Below are 13,741 nucleotides of genomic sequence, written 5' to 3'. Positions count from 1 at the left end.
TTGCGCACGAAAATTGCGCAACCTAAACTGTTTTAGATACAAAATTACCTAATTGATTGAGGAGGAATCACATGTCCCGTGTTGCACTTGTTACCGGAGGATCGCGCGGCATCGGCGCTGCTATTTCCAAAGCCCTAAAGGCTGCTGGGTACTCCGTCGCGGCCACCTATGCCGGAAACGACGAAAAAGCCGCGGCGTTCACCGCTGAAACCGGCATCAAAACCTACAAATGGGACGTAGCAGACTACGAAGCCTGCGCTGCTGGGATATCCCAAGTCGAGGCCGATTTGGGTCCGGTGGAGGTTCTGGTGAACAACGCAGGCATCACGCGCGATGCGCCGTTCCATAAGATGACACCTCAGCAATGGTCTGAAGTGATGAACACCAACCTGTCGGGCGTGTTCAACATGACCCACCCGATCTGGCCTGGCATGCGCGAGCGGAAATTCGGGCGGGTCATCACCATCAGCTCTATCAACGGGCAGAAGGGCCAGTTTGCGCAAAGCAACTACGCGGCAGCAAAGGCTGGGGACATCGGCTTCACCAAAGCCTTGGCTCAAGAGGGTGCGCGGGCTGGCATCACCGTGAACGTCATTTGCCCAGGGTACATCAACACCGAGATGATGAGCACTATCCCTGAAAAGGTCATGAACGACGTGATTTTGCCGCAGATTCCAGTGGGCCGCCTAGGTGAGCCTGAAGAGATCGCGCGGACGGTGGTATTCTTGGCGTCAGACGATGCGGGTTTTATCACCGGCTCAACCGTTTCCGCCAACGGCGGGCAGTACATGGCTTAGGCCGACGCCGCTTCACTTACGGCAAAGAGGCCGGTGTCATTGCGCACCGGCCTTTTTCGTTGCTATGCAAAACCGGCCACGGTGGCTGCAACGCGAAGGGGTTCCAATGAGTAGACGAGCGGCCACGCTCATCGGCTTCGGCGCTGTATTGCTGTGGTCGTTGCTGGCTCTTATGACGGTTGGCTCTGACCCTGTTCCGCCCTTTCAGCTGAGCGCCATGGCATTCGCCATAGGTGGCGGGATTGGGCTGCTCTTCACACTGCGGCGCGGGGGTGTCATGGAGACGCTCAGTGCGACGCCGCCCATCGTGTGGGCGTTGGGTATTGGCGGGCTGTTTGGCTACCATGCGCTATACTTCTCTGCGCTGCGTCTGGCCCCTGCCGCGGAGGCGGGGTTGATTGCCTATCTCTGGCCGCTTCTGATTGTTCTTTTCTCTGGCCTGCTTCCGGGGGAGCGGTTGAGGGCGCTGCATATTGTCGGCGCGGTTGTATCTTTTGCCGGTGCTGCGCTTATCATCGCCCGGGGCGGCGCGGGCTTTCAGTGGTCATATGTCCCGGGATACTTATTGGCAGTGTGCTGCTCCCTCACTTGGTCGGGATACTCCGTATTGTCACGCAGGTTTAAGGAGGTACCCACAGAGGTTGTGACCTTCTTCTGCCTCGCCTCGGCGGGGCTCGCGGGGCTGGCACACGTAATGTTCGAGCAGACGGTGATACCAAGCAGCACTGTAAGTTGGCTGTCCGTTATCGGATTGGGTCTAGGGCCTGTGGGGTTGGCGTTTTTCTTGTGGGATATCGGCGTGAAGCGGGGCGACATCCAGCTGCTGGGGACGGCATCATATGCCGCCCCCTTGTTGTCGACCTGCGTGCTGATTGCGGCAGGGGTTGCGCAAGCGACGACCGTATTGCTACTGGCTGCGGTTCTAATCGCAGTCGGTGCTGGATTGGCAGCGCTTGCGTCACATAGAAACTAGTTCGAATACTTGGTAATTTCTTCCTTAAGGCGCAGTTTCTGCTTCTTAAGATCAACGACAGTCAAGTCATCCAGACCTGGGCTTTTCTGTGCGTCTTCCACTCGTTGAGACAATGCATCGTGTTTGCGTTTCAGCTCAGAAAGGTGCGAACTGATCGTCATGGGCATAACTCCTTTATGTGTGGTCTAGATCTCCATTGCAGCACATCTTGTGAATCATGTCACGGAAATGCGTCGCGGCGCTGCGGCGAAATCCCTTAAAACTCGATGGGTTTCCCGCGCCGCAAGATGTCTGTTGCGGCCTGTGAGAAATCATCCCCATCACGCAGATGACGGGCCCCGTCGTGCAGGACCAAGGGGTTATGCAAAATGCTGCGGGAGGCGCGACCTTTGTGCGCGCGCAGCAAAACGCGACCGGCGGGTTTCCCCGCTCTGGCTGCTATTGGTTTTATTTCGATCAGTCCCGCACGCGGATTAAGCAATTCGATCAGATCACCCACCCGTTCGGCCAGATGAATCAGGGTGACACAGCCCTTTGGTCCTGCACGCCGTAGGGCCGTATCAACCCATGTCGCCAATGCGGTTTGCTCTCGCAGGGCCTTGTCACGGCCAGCGTCCGGGGATGAGGTGCCGGGGCCGTAATAGGGCGGGTTCAAGATCACGTGGTCGAAGCTACGGGCGCGGACGTCGGCGGGAAGGTTTGCAAGATCAGCATCAACCACAGTCATCGCGTAGCCCGCTTCCGACGCGTTACGGCGTGCCAGCACCGCGTAGCTGGACTGCAACTCGACGCCGCTCAACTCCACATCGACCCGCGTGCGTAAGCACAAAGAGGCCGCGCCAACGCCGCAGCCTAGTTCCAGAACGCTCTGGCCCTTTGTGGCGGGGCAGGCGGCGGCCAGCAGGACGGGATCGGTCGCGGCTCTGTAGCCTTTGACGGGTTGCCACAGGTGCAACTTGCCCCCCAAAAATGCGTCATGTGTTAACTGGCTCGACAGAAATCCCATGCTTTTTAGCCATCCAGTGGGATGTCATTGTCACGAAGAATCGCGCGGGCCATGAATAGATCTTGCTCGCGAACCATCAGGCGGCGCGGCAATATGCCAACCGACCCTTCTAGCACACTCATGTGGACGTCCATTTCGAACACGCTTATATCTTCCCCTGATAGCAGGGCTTGGGAGAAGGCGATGATCGTCGGATCGTTACTGCGCAAAAGCTCTTTCATGTGATAGAGTTAACGACAGGCCAGCACGTTTGTCGAGACACGAGACGGAGCTTAACTATGAGTTTGGATACCCCATCTGTGAAACCCCATGATCGCCTTCAAGCCGCGCTCGCAGATGATCTAGAGGCTGTTGGCGCCCTCATTCGCGCGCGGATGGCGTCGGAGCATGCGCCGCGCATACCCGAAGTGACGGCGCATCTGGTTGAGGCTGGCGGCAAGCGTGTTCGTCCGATGATGACTTTGGCCGCGGCGCGGATTTGCGGATACGAGGGCCCGTACCACGTGCACTTGGCCGCCACGGTAGAGTTCATTCACACGGCGACCTTGCTACATGATGATGTTGTTGATGGCAGCGAGCAACGACGCGGGCGCCCAGCGGCGAACCTGTTGTGGGACAACAAGTCCTCCGTGTTGGTCGGGGATTACCTTTTCGCGCGTTCGTTCCAGTTGATGACTGAAGCTGGCCGCCTTGATGTGCTGAAGGTTCTTTCGAACGCATCTGCGGTCATTGCGGAGGGCGAAGTGTTGCAACTTACCGCCGCGCAAAACCTTGCGACGACGGAAGACGTTTATCTACAGGTCGTGCGTGGCAAGACCGCCGCGCTGTTTTCTGCAGCGACGGAGGTTGGCGCAATGGTCGCTGACGCGGCGCCCGACGTCGTGCAAGCATTCTACAACTACGGGGACGCCCTTGGTGTCAGTTTCCAAATTGCCGACGACATCCTGGACTTCGCGGGTGACACGGCGAAGACGGGCAAGAACGTGGGCGACGACTTCCGCGAGCGCAAACTGACTCTGCCGTTGATCAAAGCGATTGCGACGGGCGGCGACGCGGATCGCGATTTCTGGGTGCGGACCATTGAAAAAGGCAAGCAACAGGACGGCGATCTGGAGCATGCTTTGCAGCTCCTTGAAAACTACGGGTCGCTGGAAAAATCCCGGCAAGATGCTTTGGCTTGGGCGGAGAAGGCCAAGCGAGAGTTGGACGTGGTTCCACAGGGCGATTTAACAGACATGCTGCGAGACCTCGCCGATTACGTGGTGTCGCGCCTGAATTAGGCGCCGTCACCCAACGTGCAAGGCTGAACCCACCAATCGGGATGGGCTTGCGATATCGCGCTCGCGGCTTTTGAGGCGGCATGTGCATCGGGATATATCCCGAAACATGTCGCGCCAGATCCGGACATGCGCGCCAATTGGCAACCAGTAGTCTCTGCCAACGCAGACAGTACATCACTGATGATCGGAGCGAGGGTTACCGCTGCCTGCTGCATGTCGTTGCGTTGTGTCGCCAGCCACGCAACGAAGTCGCCCTGTGCAACGGTAGCATCAGGAACGCCGGTCATGCTGGGATTGTTCTTTGAACTAATCAAATTGAATACGTCGGGCGTAGACACCGGCGTTCGTGGGTTGATTAACACAGCGTTGAGCCTTGGGAGATCGGGCAGGAATTCGACCTGGTCGCCGATACCTGACATGCGCGCCGTGCGCGAGAATAGGCACACTGGCACATCCGCGCCTAGTTTTGCTACATGATTGAAGGTGCTTGGGGTCGGGCTTGCTGAGGGCAAACCCCAAAGTTGCGACAGGCCGCGATAGGCGGCCGCCGCGTCCGCTGTTCCGCCGCCGATCCCTGCCGCGACGGGCAGTGTCTTGGTCAATCGCAGCAGTGCGCCTTTTGACGGGGCTAGCATCTCCGCTGCGGACAACACCGAGTTGCCACCGATTGGCACAGATGGCGCCTCTGGGCCGTCGACCTCTAGGGCAAGGTTTTTCGCGGCGCTCAGCGTCAAGGTATCGCCGACTGATGCGAACATCACCAAACTGTCGAGCAGGTGATAGCCGTCGTCGCGTTGGCCGGTGATGTGTAAAGTCAGGTTGACCTTCGCAGGCGCAAATTCTTGCACCATCATTCCTTGGCGGTTTGCGTGGTTTCCGCTTTGGCCTCATCTTCCAAAACTGCTGTTAACCCGCGTGCGAGTTTTTCGCGAATGCGCTTGGCTTCGGCTTCATCTGGCTTGAATGACAACGCGCGCTTCCATTGGAATTCCGCTTCGCGTTCTCGGCCCACTTTCCAGTAAACGTCACCAAGGTGATCGTTGACGATGGGGTCGACCGGCAGGAGCTCTACGGCGCGCTCCATGGGCTCCACGGCATCTTCGAACCGGCCAAGGCGGTAGTAAATCCAGCCGAGGCTGTCCGTAATATAACCGCTATCGGGGCTTTCCTTTACGGCGGTTTGGATCATTTTCAGCGCCTCGGGAAGTTTGATGCGCTGTTCTACCAGAGAGTAGCCGAGGTAATTTAAGATATCTGGCTGGTTCGGAGCGAGCTCCAGCGCCTTGCGGAAATCAAGCTCCATCCCGATGAAATCGTCTTCGCGCTCCTTTACGATCCCGCGTGCATAGAACAACCGCCAGTTGTTGCGGTTTCCGATACCATTGAGCTGCAGCGCACGAGAGTACGCTTCTATCGCCTCTTGGTTCTTGTCGGTCCGGCTAAGCATATCGCCCAATGTGGAGTGCACCATGGCAATTTCGCCATGGGACGCCGACAGCGCGGTCAGTACTTCTACGGACGCTTCTTTTCGGTCGTCGGAGTAGAGCGCGTTGGCGCGACCAATTTCGGCCAATACATATGCTGGAGAGGTAGCATCCAGTGAGGCGTAGGACTCTGTGGCCAAATCGAACTGGCCCATGCCTTCTAGGATTTCAGCCGCCATCAGCAGAGCGGGCGCGTGGTCGGGGCGGATGTGTTGCGCCATCCGCAGATAGAGCAACACGTGCTCTGGTGCCGCGCGACCGTCGAGGACGGCGGACAGGTTAAAATAAACCTCCGCGATCCCTTCGCTGGCATTCGCAACGAAGTCATAGGCCACGGGCTCGCCTGATTGCAATTTCGCCTTCAAGTCTTCGAGTTCGGCGCTGAAGCCATTGGCGGTGGTGGCATTCAACAGCTCTATAGCGTCGTTCTGCCGGTCAAGCTGGGCCAAGACCTGAGCGTGGGCTTCTATACCGCGTACGCTGAGGACCAGTGGGCCGTGCGCGTCGCCACCCAAAATATTGTGCGCACCTTCGAAGTCCCCAACTGACGCCAAGGCCAGTGCTTTGTGGTAATGCGCGAAAGAGGCGAAGTCCTCGATTTTCGCCACCGAGTCGAATGCAGCGCTGGCATCGGACATTTTCCCTTGGCCCAGCAACGCCCAAGCGCGGGTCAATCCGTTCAAGAGCGGGGCAAGACCAGTGGTTTCGGGGCTTTCCAACGCGGCGCGGTCGAATTTCCCAGCGGCGACATCGACGGTATCAAGCACAAGGTCGACGATCTGATTTCTGCCGCCAGCGTCTTCGTGCTGCTGCGCGACTTCAGCTGCGCCAGCGATATCTCCTTGACCGATCAGCGTTACAATCGCGCTTTCCTTGAGGAGCAGATTGTCCGGCTCTGCCGCGATGGCTTGGCGGTAATAAAAGGAGGCTTCGGTATAATCGGATGAAATCGTTGCCTGACGCGCTGCCAGATATGGCCCCGCCAACCCGTGCTCAGCGGCCAACGCCGGCGCGGTGCTGGCTGCAAGCGTCAGCAAAAGCCCAGTTAAACGACGTTGGATGCGAGTTTTTATCATAAGATTTGGGCCCAATTCATCATGCGTTACGGATAAAAGTAGGTGCGCGCCCTGGTGTTGTCCATGACATGTTTCGTGAGAGGGACGCGGCGGGGTATCCTCGCCGCGTCAAATCACAGTTACATGTTGGGGTAGTTCGGCCCGTCACCACCTTGCGGCGTTGTCCAGACGATGTTTTGCGACGGATCCTTAATGTCGCAAGTCTTGCAGTGGACGCAGTTCTGAAAGTTAATCACGAAGTTGTTATCAACCACTTCGTACACGCCTGCGGGGCAATATCGCTGCGCGGGCTCCGCGTACAAAGGCACGTTTACGTCGATTGGAACGCTCGGGTCTTTCAGTTTGAGGTGGGACGGCTGGCTCTCTTCGTGGTTGGTTGCAGCGAAGGCCACGTTGGTCAACCGGTCGAACGACAGTTTGCCGTCTGGTTTCGGGTAATCAATTGGGGTGAAGTCGGCAGCCTTGCCGGTGGCTTCTGCGTCGGATTTGCCGTGCTTCAGGTTCAGCGGCGACGTCCCAAAGATGTTATTGCACCACATGTCCGCGCCACCGACGATGAGCGAGGCGGTCAGCCCGTAGTTGGACCAAAGCGGCTTTACGTTGCGCACGCGCTTCAGGTCTTTGCCAATCGCGCCGGTGCGGACTTCGGTGTCGTAGCTGTCCAGCGTGTCGCCAGCACGACCTGCACCAATCGCCTCGAACGCGGCCTCTGCGGCGGCTTTGCCCGATAGCATCGCGTTATGGTTGCCCTTGATGCGAGGCACGTTGACCATACCGGCGGAACAGCCCAGCAGTGCGCCACCAGGGAACACAGTTCTTGGCAAAGACTGCCAGCCGCCCTCAGTGATCGCGCGTGCGCCGTAGGCCACGCGCTTGCCGCCTTCCAGCAGGTCCGCAACCATCGGGTGGTGTTTGAAACGCTGGAATTCCATGTAGGGGAACAAGTGCGGGTTCTCGTAGTTCAGGTGAACCACGAAGCCGACATACACCTGATTGTTGTCGAGGTGGTAGATGAACGACCCGCCGCCTGCGTTACCACCCAAAGGCCAACCCATCGTGTGTGTGACTGTGCCTTCCTTGTGCTTGGCTGGGTCGATTTCCCAGATTTCTTTCATGCCGAGGCCGTACTTCTGCGGGCCAGAGTCTTTGGCAAGGTCAAATTTCTTGATGATCTGCTGTGACAACGATCCGCGTACACCTTCCGAGAAGAAGACGTATTTGCCGTGCAACTCCATCCCCGGTTCAGTGTTCTCGCCGTAAGAGCCGTCTGCCTCTAGCCCGAAGACGCCCGCGATAACGCCTTTCACTTCGCCGCTATCGCCGTAAACAATGTCGGAACATGCCATGCCCGGAAAAATTTCGACGCCCATACCTTCGGCTTGCTCTGCCATCCAGCGGCATACGTTGCCCATGGACACGATATAGTTGCCATGGTTGCTCAGCAGCGGCGGCATCATCAGGTGCGGCAGGCGTATCTGACCGGCCTCGCCCAGCATGTAGAAGTTGTCTTCCTTGACGGGGACGGTGATTGGCGCGCCCATGTCGCGCCAATCGGGCAACAAGGCGTCAAGGCCACAGGGATCAAGAACCGCGCCGGATAGGATGTGAGCACCCACCTCTGAGCCCTTTTCCAGCACGACGACGTTCAAGTCCGCGTCAAGCTGTTTCAGGCGAATGGCCGCGCTCAGGCCAGCAGGACCAGCCCCCACGATGACCACATCATATTCCATGCTTTCGCGTTCAATCTCAGCCATGTCTCAGTATCCCTCTCGCAGCATCCCGAAGGATGGGTTCGCAACAATGTTAGCTTTAAACCTTCAATCAAGCAGGAATGTAAGTGGCAATTGCGACGTTGCGTCGAGGTTGAGCGTATTTGTGAAGTGCCCACCACGCAGTCACCATCACAATTACGGAGGCATAGCCGTCCACTGCGTAGTGCCAGCCGTTGTAGACGGAGATGAAGCCGATCACAGCCAGAAAGGCGAGGCCTAGGGGGGCGAGCCACTTGCTGCGCTCCGCAAGGTACAGCGCCACAACCGTTGAAATGCCCACGTGAACCGATGGGAACGCGGATATGCCGGAGCCGATTGCCTGCGATTTTTCAGAGTAATCCAGCCACAGGTTTTGCTGTACTAGGCCTAGGGTGCTATCTGTGATGCCGCTCGATATTAGGGCGACCGTTAGGTCGGCAAACCGAGTGCTCCCGAGCAGCGGGTCGTAATACACGGGGCCTACCGAGCTGAATGCCGTCGCCAGAACATTGCCAAGGCCTACCCAGCACAGGGCATAAAGGATCAAAAAGCGTTTATGCCGCGCATGATCCCCGTCCGTAATTGCGATGATCAAGGGCAAGAACACGGCGGGCAGGGTCCAGAGGCCGAAGTAAAGGAAGGTCACTACATTCGGGTTAATGAATTCCGACAGCCCGTGCGCCAGCTGCCATGGGGCAATGTCGCCATGTAGCGCCGCATCCACGTTTGCCATCAATGGATCAGCCCAGAATGGGACCACAAAAGGGATGGAGGTTTTAAAGAGCGAAAACCCTGCCGCAAAGATGAGGCATCCCCATATTGCATACAGGGACGGCACGAGACGGTTTCGCAGCCCTGTGTGACGCGTCAGGTATAGAACCAGTAAAAGAGCTATGCCGAAAAGCTTTAGATATCCGCCCAGCGATTTGGCAAGGACCACAGATTTCAGCAACGCCACCGTCAGCAGGGTAACGGGATCGTCCCTCAATACCATCACCAACGCGATGGCAAATGCGGTGTAGATCACCGAAAAGTAGAAGAAATTTCGCATAGTTTAGCCCCTTACCTGGTGAAAATTGCCAAATGAATTGGGCGAACGCATGGCGGGGGTGGTAAATTCTTGTGGCGATAGGGGTAGGCCCGCGCTACATCCGCCTAGGACAGGAGGCCCAAATGTCGAAGCTGCGCTTGATCTATCTGACCTTGGCATTTTGGGGGGCAATCCACCCCATGTACTATTTTGCTCAATGGTTTAGTGAGTACGGCTTTTCGCTCGGGCAGATGGTGGCTGCATGGCACGCGAACGCTGCCACGTCGGGACTGGTCTGGGATTTGACCATCGCCGCCATAACGCTGACAGTCTGGATCGTAGCTGAAGTCGCAGTGCGCCGAAATTGGCTGGCGCTGGTTGCGATCCCGGCCACATTCTGTATCGGTGTGTCCTGCGGGTTACCGCTCTATTTGTTTCTGCGCACAAGGCCCCTCGACTGATGGATCATTTTCTTTACCGCGATGGCAAGCTGCATGCCGAAGACGTTGCGATCGCTGACATTGCCGCCCAGGTGGGCGCGCCTTTTTATGTGTACTCCACTGCGACTCTGACACGCCATTTTCGCTTGTTCGATGATGCGCTGGACTGGACAGACCACCTTGTGTGTTACGCGATGAAGGCGAATTCCAATCAGGCCGTTTTGAAGTTATTGGGTGACCTTGGGGCAGGGATGGATGTCGTTTCTGGCGGCGAGTACATGCGCGCGAAGGCCGCAGGCGTTCCCGGCGAGCGGATAGTTTTCTCTGGCGTCGGGAAAACACGCGCGGAAATGCGGCTTGCGCTAGAAGGTGGTATTCGCCAGTTCAATATCGAGAGCGAACCAGAGATGCAGGCGCTGTCAGAGGTTGCCTCATCTATGGGAGTGGTTGCGCCGGTGACCATTCGGGTCAACCCCGATGTTGACGCCAAGACCCACGAAAAGATCGCGACAGGGAAATCCGAGAACAAATTCGGCATCCCCATTTCGCGCGCCAAGGAGGTCTATGCCGAGGCCGCTGCCCTGCCAGGCTTGGACGTTGTCGGCATTGACGTGCACATCGGGAGCCAGCTAACGCAGCTGGAACCGTTCGGGCAGGCCTTCGACAAGGTTGCAGAGTTGACGGCAATGCTGCGCGCCGAGGGGCACAACATCCGCCGCCTTGATTTGGGTGGTGGCTTGGGCATTCCCTACGAGCGCTCCAACGACGCGCCGCCATTGCCGCAGGAATTTGGTGAATTGGTCCGCGAAAAAGTCGGCCATCTTGGCTGCGAAATCGAAATTGAGCCGGGCCGGTTGATTGCTGGTAACGCGGGTTTGCTAGTGTCAGAGGTCATCTACATCAAAGAGGGCGAAGACCGCAGCTTCATGATTATTGATGCGGCGATGAACGACTTGATCCGCCCAGCGATGTATGGCGCGCACCATGATATTATTCCGGTTGTGGAGCCTTCCGCCGGAATTGAGCAAGCCAAATATGACATTGTCGGCCCGATCTGCGAAAGCGGTGACACATTCGCGAAACAGCGCGTGATGCCCCCCGTCGCAGAGGGTGAGTTGGTGGCATTCCGCTCAGCAGGAGCTTACGGTGCGGTCATGGCGTCCGAGTACAATTCCCGACCACTTATCCCAGAGGTATTGGTGCACGGCGATCAATTCGCCGTCATCCGGCAGCGCCCGACCTTTGACGAGATGATAAATCGAGATACTATCCCTAAGTGGCTGTAACGCTATGGTGCGTTGCCCTCTCAGGATGACTTGATGCGCGAACCTGACACCAATCTAGACCTCTCCGCTTTGAAGTGGCCCGCACGGCTCACGCTGGCGGGGCTGTGGGCTGAGAGGGTGACCTACGCATTCTGGCCTTTTTGGACCGCTTTGTTCCTCAGTGTCGTCGCGTTTGTTCTGGTCGGTGCAATGTCCGTTGGGCTGCCCGTTCTTGGGTTAATCGCTGTTACGTGTGCCTCGGGCCTTCTTGCCAGTTTGGTTTACGCGTGGCGCAAGTTTCAGATGCCGCGTTGGGGTGACGCGCTGGACAGGATCGACCGCACTATGCCCGGGCGTCCGGTTACTGCGGCGATGGACCACCAAGCACTGGGGGCGGGCGACGATGCGTCCAAGGCCATATGGCTTGCGCATAAGGCAAGAATGCAAGCGCGGCTGGGCGAGGCTAAAGCGGTCGCGCCCGATCTGCGGGTGTCAAAGCAGGATCCATATGCGCTCAGGTATGTGGCGCTGCTGCTTTTGGTGGTCACACTCGGCTCTGGCAGTTTGTGGCGTAGTGGCCCCCTTGATGATCTCGCGGCGCGCGGGCTAGGACGGGCTGTTGCCGCCGGACCCGCGTGGGAAGTGTGGATTGAGCCACCCAGCTACACGGGCAAACCCAGCCTATACCTGAACGACGTCAAAGTATCGGAGCTGACGGTGCCGAAAGGCAGCGATCTAACGGTGCGCCTCTACGGGCAGGTTGGAAGTCTGACATTGTCGGAGACGGTGTCGGGTGTCCCAAATGTCGAGGGCGAAGCGCCGAAAACGGCCTTCACGAAAGTCATTCAGCAAGACGGCGTTATTCGAATTGAGGGCGACGATATTGCAGAGTGGCAAATCACCGCTCAATCGGATGCACCTCCGACGGTTAGCGCCGTTGGAGAAGTGTCGCGTAAGCTTGATGGCGAAATGGAGTTGCCGTTCTCCGCGTCAGACGATTACGGCGTAGAGCGGGGCACGGCGACCGTGTCGCTTGATCTGGCGTCGGTCGACAGACGCTACGGCTTGGTCGTGGCACCAGAGCCGCGTGAGGACATCGTACTTGATCTGCCGATGCCGATCGCGGGCGACAGGGACAGTTTCGACGAACGCCTTATTGAGAACTTGTCCGAACACCCGTGGTCAGGACTGCCGGTCACCATCGCGCTGTCGGTCACGGATATCGCAGATCAGGCCAGCTCTAACACGGTCGTCTCGACAGAGCTTCCGGGGCGGCGGTTTTTCCAACCTATCGCCAAAGCCTTGGTGGAGCAGCGCCGTGACTTGCTGTGGTCGCGCGCTAACGCGAAACGTATCGGGCAGGTGCTGCGCACGATCACCTATGACCCCGAGGGGTTTTTCTCCAGCGAATTGGCTTACCTGACCGTACGCATGGCAATCACGCGTCTGGAGTTGGCAACGCGGTTTGGGATCTCTGATGAAAAGCAAGCAGAGGTCGCGGACATGCTGTGGCAGGCCGCCACGCTTCTTGAAGATGGCCGATTGTCCGACGCGTTGGAGCGGCTTCAGCGCGCGCAGGATCGTTTGTCGGACGCGATGAAAGACGGCGCGACGAACGAAGAAATCGCAGAGCTGATGCAAGAGCTTAGTGAAGCGATGCAGCAGTATATGGAACAACTGGCCCAAGAGGGGCAGAACGACGAAGGGCAACAACAGGCCCAAGGTGAGCAGCAAGAGGTCACGGAAGATCAGCTTCAACAGATGCTGGATGAAATTCAGCGCCTGATGGAAGAGGGCAAAATGGCCGAGGCGCAAGCCTTGCTCGACCAACTTATGGAAATGATGAAGAACATGGATGTCGCGCAGGGCGAAGGCGGCGAAGGCCAGCAAAGTCCTGGCCAACAAGCAATGGAAGGGTTGCAGGACTCACTGCGCGAACAGCAGGGACTGAGCGATGACGCGTTTCGCGACCTTCAAGAACAGTTCAACCCGAACGCCCAAACTGGCGAGAGCGAGGGCAACGAAGGGCGCAACGGCGGTCAGGGCCGCGGTCAAAGCCATGAGGGTGAAAGCGGAGAACAGGGCGGCGAGCAGGATGGCCAGCAAGGTCAGGGCAATCAGCAACCCCAAGGCGGTGATGAGAACCGCTCCCTCGCGGACCGTCAGCAAGACCTACGTGATGAGCTAGAGCGCCAGCAACGCAGCCTGCCCGGTAAGGGTACGCCAGAGGGCGATGCCGCGCGCGAGGCACTGGACCGTGCGGGCGAAGCGATGGACCGTGCGGAGCAGGCGCTCCGCGATGATCAGACCGCCGAAGCTTTAGGCGCGCAATCCGATGCGATGGAAGCGCTACGCGAGGGCATGCGTAGCCTGAGCGAAGCCATGGCGCAAGAACAGCGGGATGGGGCGCAGGAGCAAGGACGCCCACAAGGGCAGGCGTCACGTCAAAATCGCGACCCGCTAGGACGCGAGCAGGGATCAAACGGCGCTATAGGGTCCGATGAACAAATGTTGCAGGGGGAGGATGCGCAGCGCAGATCGCGCGAGTTGTTGGACGAAATTCGCCGCAGGTCCGGCGAACAGGGCCGCCCCGAAGTTGAGCGTGATTACCTGAAGCGGCTGCTCGATCAGTTTTGAAG

Annotated in this window: 13 protein-coding genes; 6 read left to right on the top strand and 7 right to left on the bottom strand. The window is 58.1% G+C overall.

From position 1 onward, the window contains the following. The first annotated feature begins 71 nt into the window (after positions 1–71). Both phbB and yddG read left to right on the top strand, forming a co-directional pair. Entirely contained in the window at positions 72–797 is a 726-nt protein-coding gene (phbB, locus tag BLW66_RS05340; protein ID WP_089945858.1) for an acetoacetyl-CoA reductase, read from the top strand. Between the two features lie 106 nt (positions 798–903). Next, positions 904–1,770, top strand: a complete 867-nt coding sequence (gene yddG, locus BLW66_RS05335) for an aromatic amino acid exporter YddG (protein WP_089945856.1) — start codon at positions 904–906, stop codon at positions 1,768–1,770. Here the strand turns inward: yddG and BLW66_RS05330 are convergent. The 3 genes from BLW66_RS05330 to BLW66_RS05320 all read right to left on the bottom strand — a co-directional run bounded on the left by BLW66_RS05330 (position 1,767) and on the right by BLW66_RS05320 (position 2,997). Continuing rightward, on the bottom strand, positions 1,767–1,931 hold the full coding sequence (locus BLW66_RS05330) for a YdcH family protein (RefSeq protein ID WP_089945854.1): 165 nt from the start codon (positions 1,929–1,931) through the stop codon (positions 1,767–1,769). The genes yddG and BLW66_RS05330 overlap by 4 nt on opposite strands. 95 nt (positions 1,932–2,026) lie before the next feature. Further along, positions 2,027–2,776, bottom strand: a complete 750-nt coding sequence (locus tag BLW66_RS05325) for a tRNA1(Val) (adenine(37)-N6)-methyltransferase (RefSeq protein ID WP_089945852.1) — start codon at positions 2,774–2,776, stop codon at positions 2,027–2,029. A 5-nt stretch (positions 2,777–2,781) separates the two neighbouring features. Continuing rightward, entirely contained in the window at positions 2,782–2,997 is a 216-nt protein-coding gene (locus tag BLW66_RS05320) for a putative signal transducing protein (protein WP_089945850.1), read from the bottom strand. Positions 2,998–3,054: 57 nt separating this feature from the next. Between BLW66_RS05320 and BLW66_RS05315 the strand changes: the two genes are divergently transcribed. Next, the gene (locus BLW66_RS05315) at positions 3,055–4,056 is read left to right on the top strand and encodes a polyprenyl synthetase family protein (protein WP_089945848.1); all 1,002 of its coding nucleotides are present in this window, start codon (positions 3,055–3,057) and stop codon (positions 4,054–4,056) included. Here the strand turns inward: BLW66_RS05315 and BLW66_RS05310 are convergent. The 4 genes from BLW66_RS05310 to BLW66_RS05295 all read right to left on the bottom strand — a co-directional run bounded on the left by BLW66_RS05310 (position 4,053) and on the right by BLW66_RS05295 (position 9,418). Next, positions 4,053–4,910, bottom strand: coding sequence for a 4-(cytidine 5'-diphospho)-2-C-methyl-D-erythritol kinase (locus BLW66_RS05310; RefSeq protein ID WP_089945846.1), 858 nt, complete (start codon positions 4,908–4,910; stop codon positions 4,053–4,055). The genes BLW66_RS05315 and BLW66_RS05310 overlap by 4 nt on opposite strands. Next, positions 4,907–6,616: a tetratricopeptide repeat protein gene (locus tag BLW66_RS05305; protein ID WP_089945844.1), complete on the bottom strand. Its 1,710-nt coding sequence runs from the start codon at positions 6,614–6,616 to the stop codon at positions 4,907–4,909. Before BLW66_RS05305 ends, BLW66_RS05310 begins: the two co-directional genes overlap by 4 nt. A 119-nt stretch (positions 6,617–6,735) precedes the next feature. Next, a complete protein-coding gene (locus BLW66_RS05300; protein ID WP_089945842.1) occupies positions 6,736–8,370 on the bottom strand; it encodes an electron transfer flavoprotein-ubiquinone oxidoreductase in 1,635 nt (544 codons plus the stop codon). A 67-nt stretch (positions 8,371–8,437) separates the two neighbouring features. Next, the gene (locus BLW66_RS05295; RefSeq protein WP_089945841.1) at positions 8,438–9,418 is read right to left on the bottom strand and encodes a phosphatase PAP2 family protein; all 981 of its coding nucleotides are present in this window, start codon (positions 9,416–9,418) and stop codon (positions 8,438–8,440) included. A gap of 122 nt (positions 9,419–9,540) precedes the next feature. Between BLW66_RS05295 and BLW66_RS05290 the strand changes: the two genes are divergently transcribed. Genes BLW66_RS05290 through BLW66_RS05280 form a run of 3 tightly spaced genes read left to right on the top strand, consistent with a single transcriptional unit; the run spans position 9,541 to position 13,739 of the window. Next, positions 9,541–9,858 carry a DUF2834 domain-containing protein gene (locus BLW66_RS05290; RefSeq protein WP_089945839.1) on the top strand — a complete coding sequence of 106 codons (318 nt, stop codon included), beginning with the start codon at positions 9,541–9,543 and terminating at the stop codon, positions 9,856–9,858. Beyond that, on the top strand, positions 9,858–11,123 hold the full coding sequence (gene lysA / locus BLW66_RS05285) for a diaminopimelate decarboxylase (protein WP_089945837.1): 1,266 nt from the start codon (positions 9,858–9,860) through the stop codon (positions 11,121–11,123). The genes BLW66_RS05290 and lysA overlap by 1 nt, the downstream gene beginning before the upstream one ends. 33 nt (positions 11,124–11,156) lie before the next feature. Continuing rightward, complete coding sequence (locus BLW66_RS05280) at positions 11,157–13,739, top strand: TIGR02302 family protein (RefSeq protein ID WP_089945835.1); 2,583 nt, start codon at positions 11,157–11,159, stop codon at positions 13,737–13,739. The last annotated feature ends 2 nt before the right edge of the window (positions 13,740–13,741 follow it).

It is taken from the genome of Litoreibacter albidus (genome assembly GCF_900107015.1).
Lineage (GTDB): Bacteria > Pseudomonadota > Alphaproteobacteria > Rhodobacterales > Rhodobacteraceae > Litoreibacter > Litoreibacter albidus.
This window is presented reverse-complemented; position numbering and strand designations above follow the sequence as displayed.

Bases quoted from the DNA above. Each gene is read 5' to 3' on its own strand.
- lysA (WP_089945837.1), top strand. From the start codon at position 9,858: ATGGATCATTTTCTTTACCGCGATGGCAAGCTGCATGCCGAAGACGTT.
- BLW66_RS05305 (WP_089945844.1), bottom strand. From the start codon at position 6,616: ATGATAAAAACTCGCATCCAACGTCGTTTAACTGGGCTTTTGCTGACG.
- yddG (WP_089945856.1), top strand. From the start codon at position 904: ATGAGTAGACGAGCGGCCACGCTCATCGGCTTCGGCGCTGTATTGCTG.
- BLW66_RS05315 (WP_089945848.1), top strand. From the start codon at position 3,055: ATGAGTTTGGATACCCCATCTGTGAAACCCCATGATCGCCTTCAAGCC.
- BLW66_RS05295 (WP_089945841.1), bottom strand. From the start codon at position 9,418: ATGCGAAATTTCTTCTACTTTTCGGTGATCTACACCGCATTTGCCATC.
- BLW66_RS05330 (WP_089945854.1), bottom strand. From the start codon at position 1,931: ATGACGATCAGTTCGCACCTTTCTGAGCTGAAACGCAAACACGATGCA.
- BLW66_RS05290 (WP_089945839.1), top strand. From the start codon at position 9,541: ATGTCGAAGCTGCGCTTGATCTATCTGACCTTGGCATTTTGGGGGGCA.
- BLW66_RS05300 (WP_089945842.1), bottom strand. From the start codon at position 8,370: ATGGCTGAGATTGAACGCGAAAGCATGGAATATGATGTGGTCATCGTG.
- BLW66_RS05320 (WP_089945850.1), bottom strand. From the start codon at position 2,997: ATGAAAGAGCTTTTGCGCAGTAACGATCCGACGATCATCGCCTTCTCC.
- BLW66_RS05280 (WP_089945835.1), top strand. From the start codon at position 11,157: ATGCGCGAACCTGACACCAATCTAGACCTCTCCGCTTTGAAGTGGCCC.
- BLW66_RS05310 (WP_089945846.1), bottom strand. From the start codon at position 4,910: ATGATGGTGCAAGAATTTGCGCCTGCGAAGGTCAACCTGACTTTACAC.
- BLW66_RS05325 (WP_089945852.1), bottom strand. From the start codon at position 2,776: ATGGGATTTCTGTCGAGCCAGTTAACACATGACGCATTTTTGGGGGGC.
- phbB (WP_089945858.1), top strand. From the start codon at position 72: ATGTCCCGTGTTGCACTTGTTACCGGAGGATCGCGCGGCATCGGCGCT.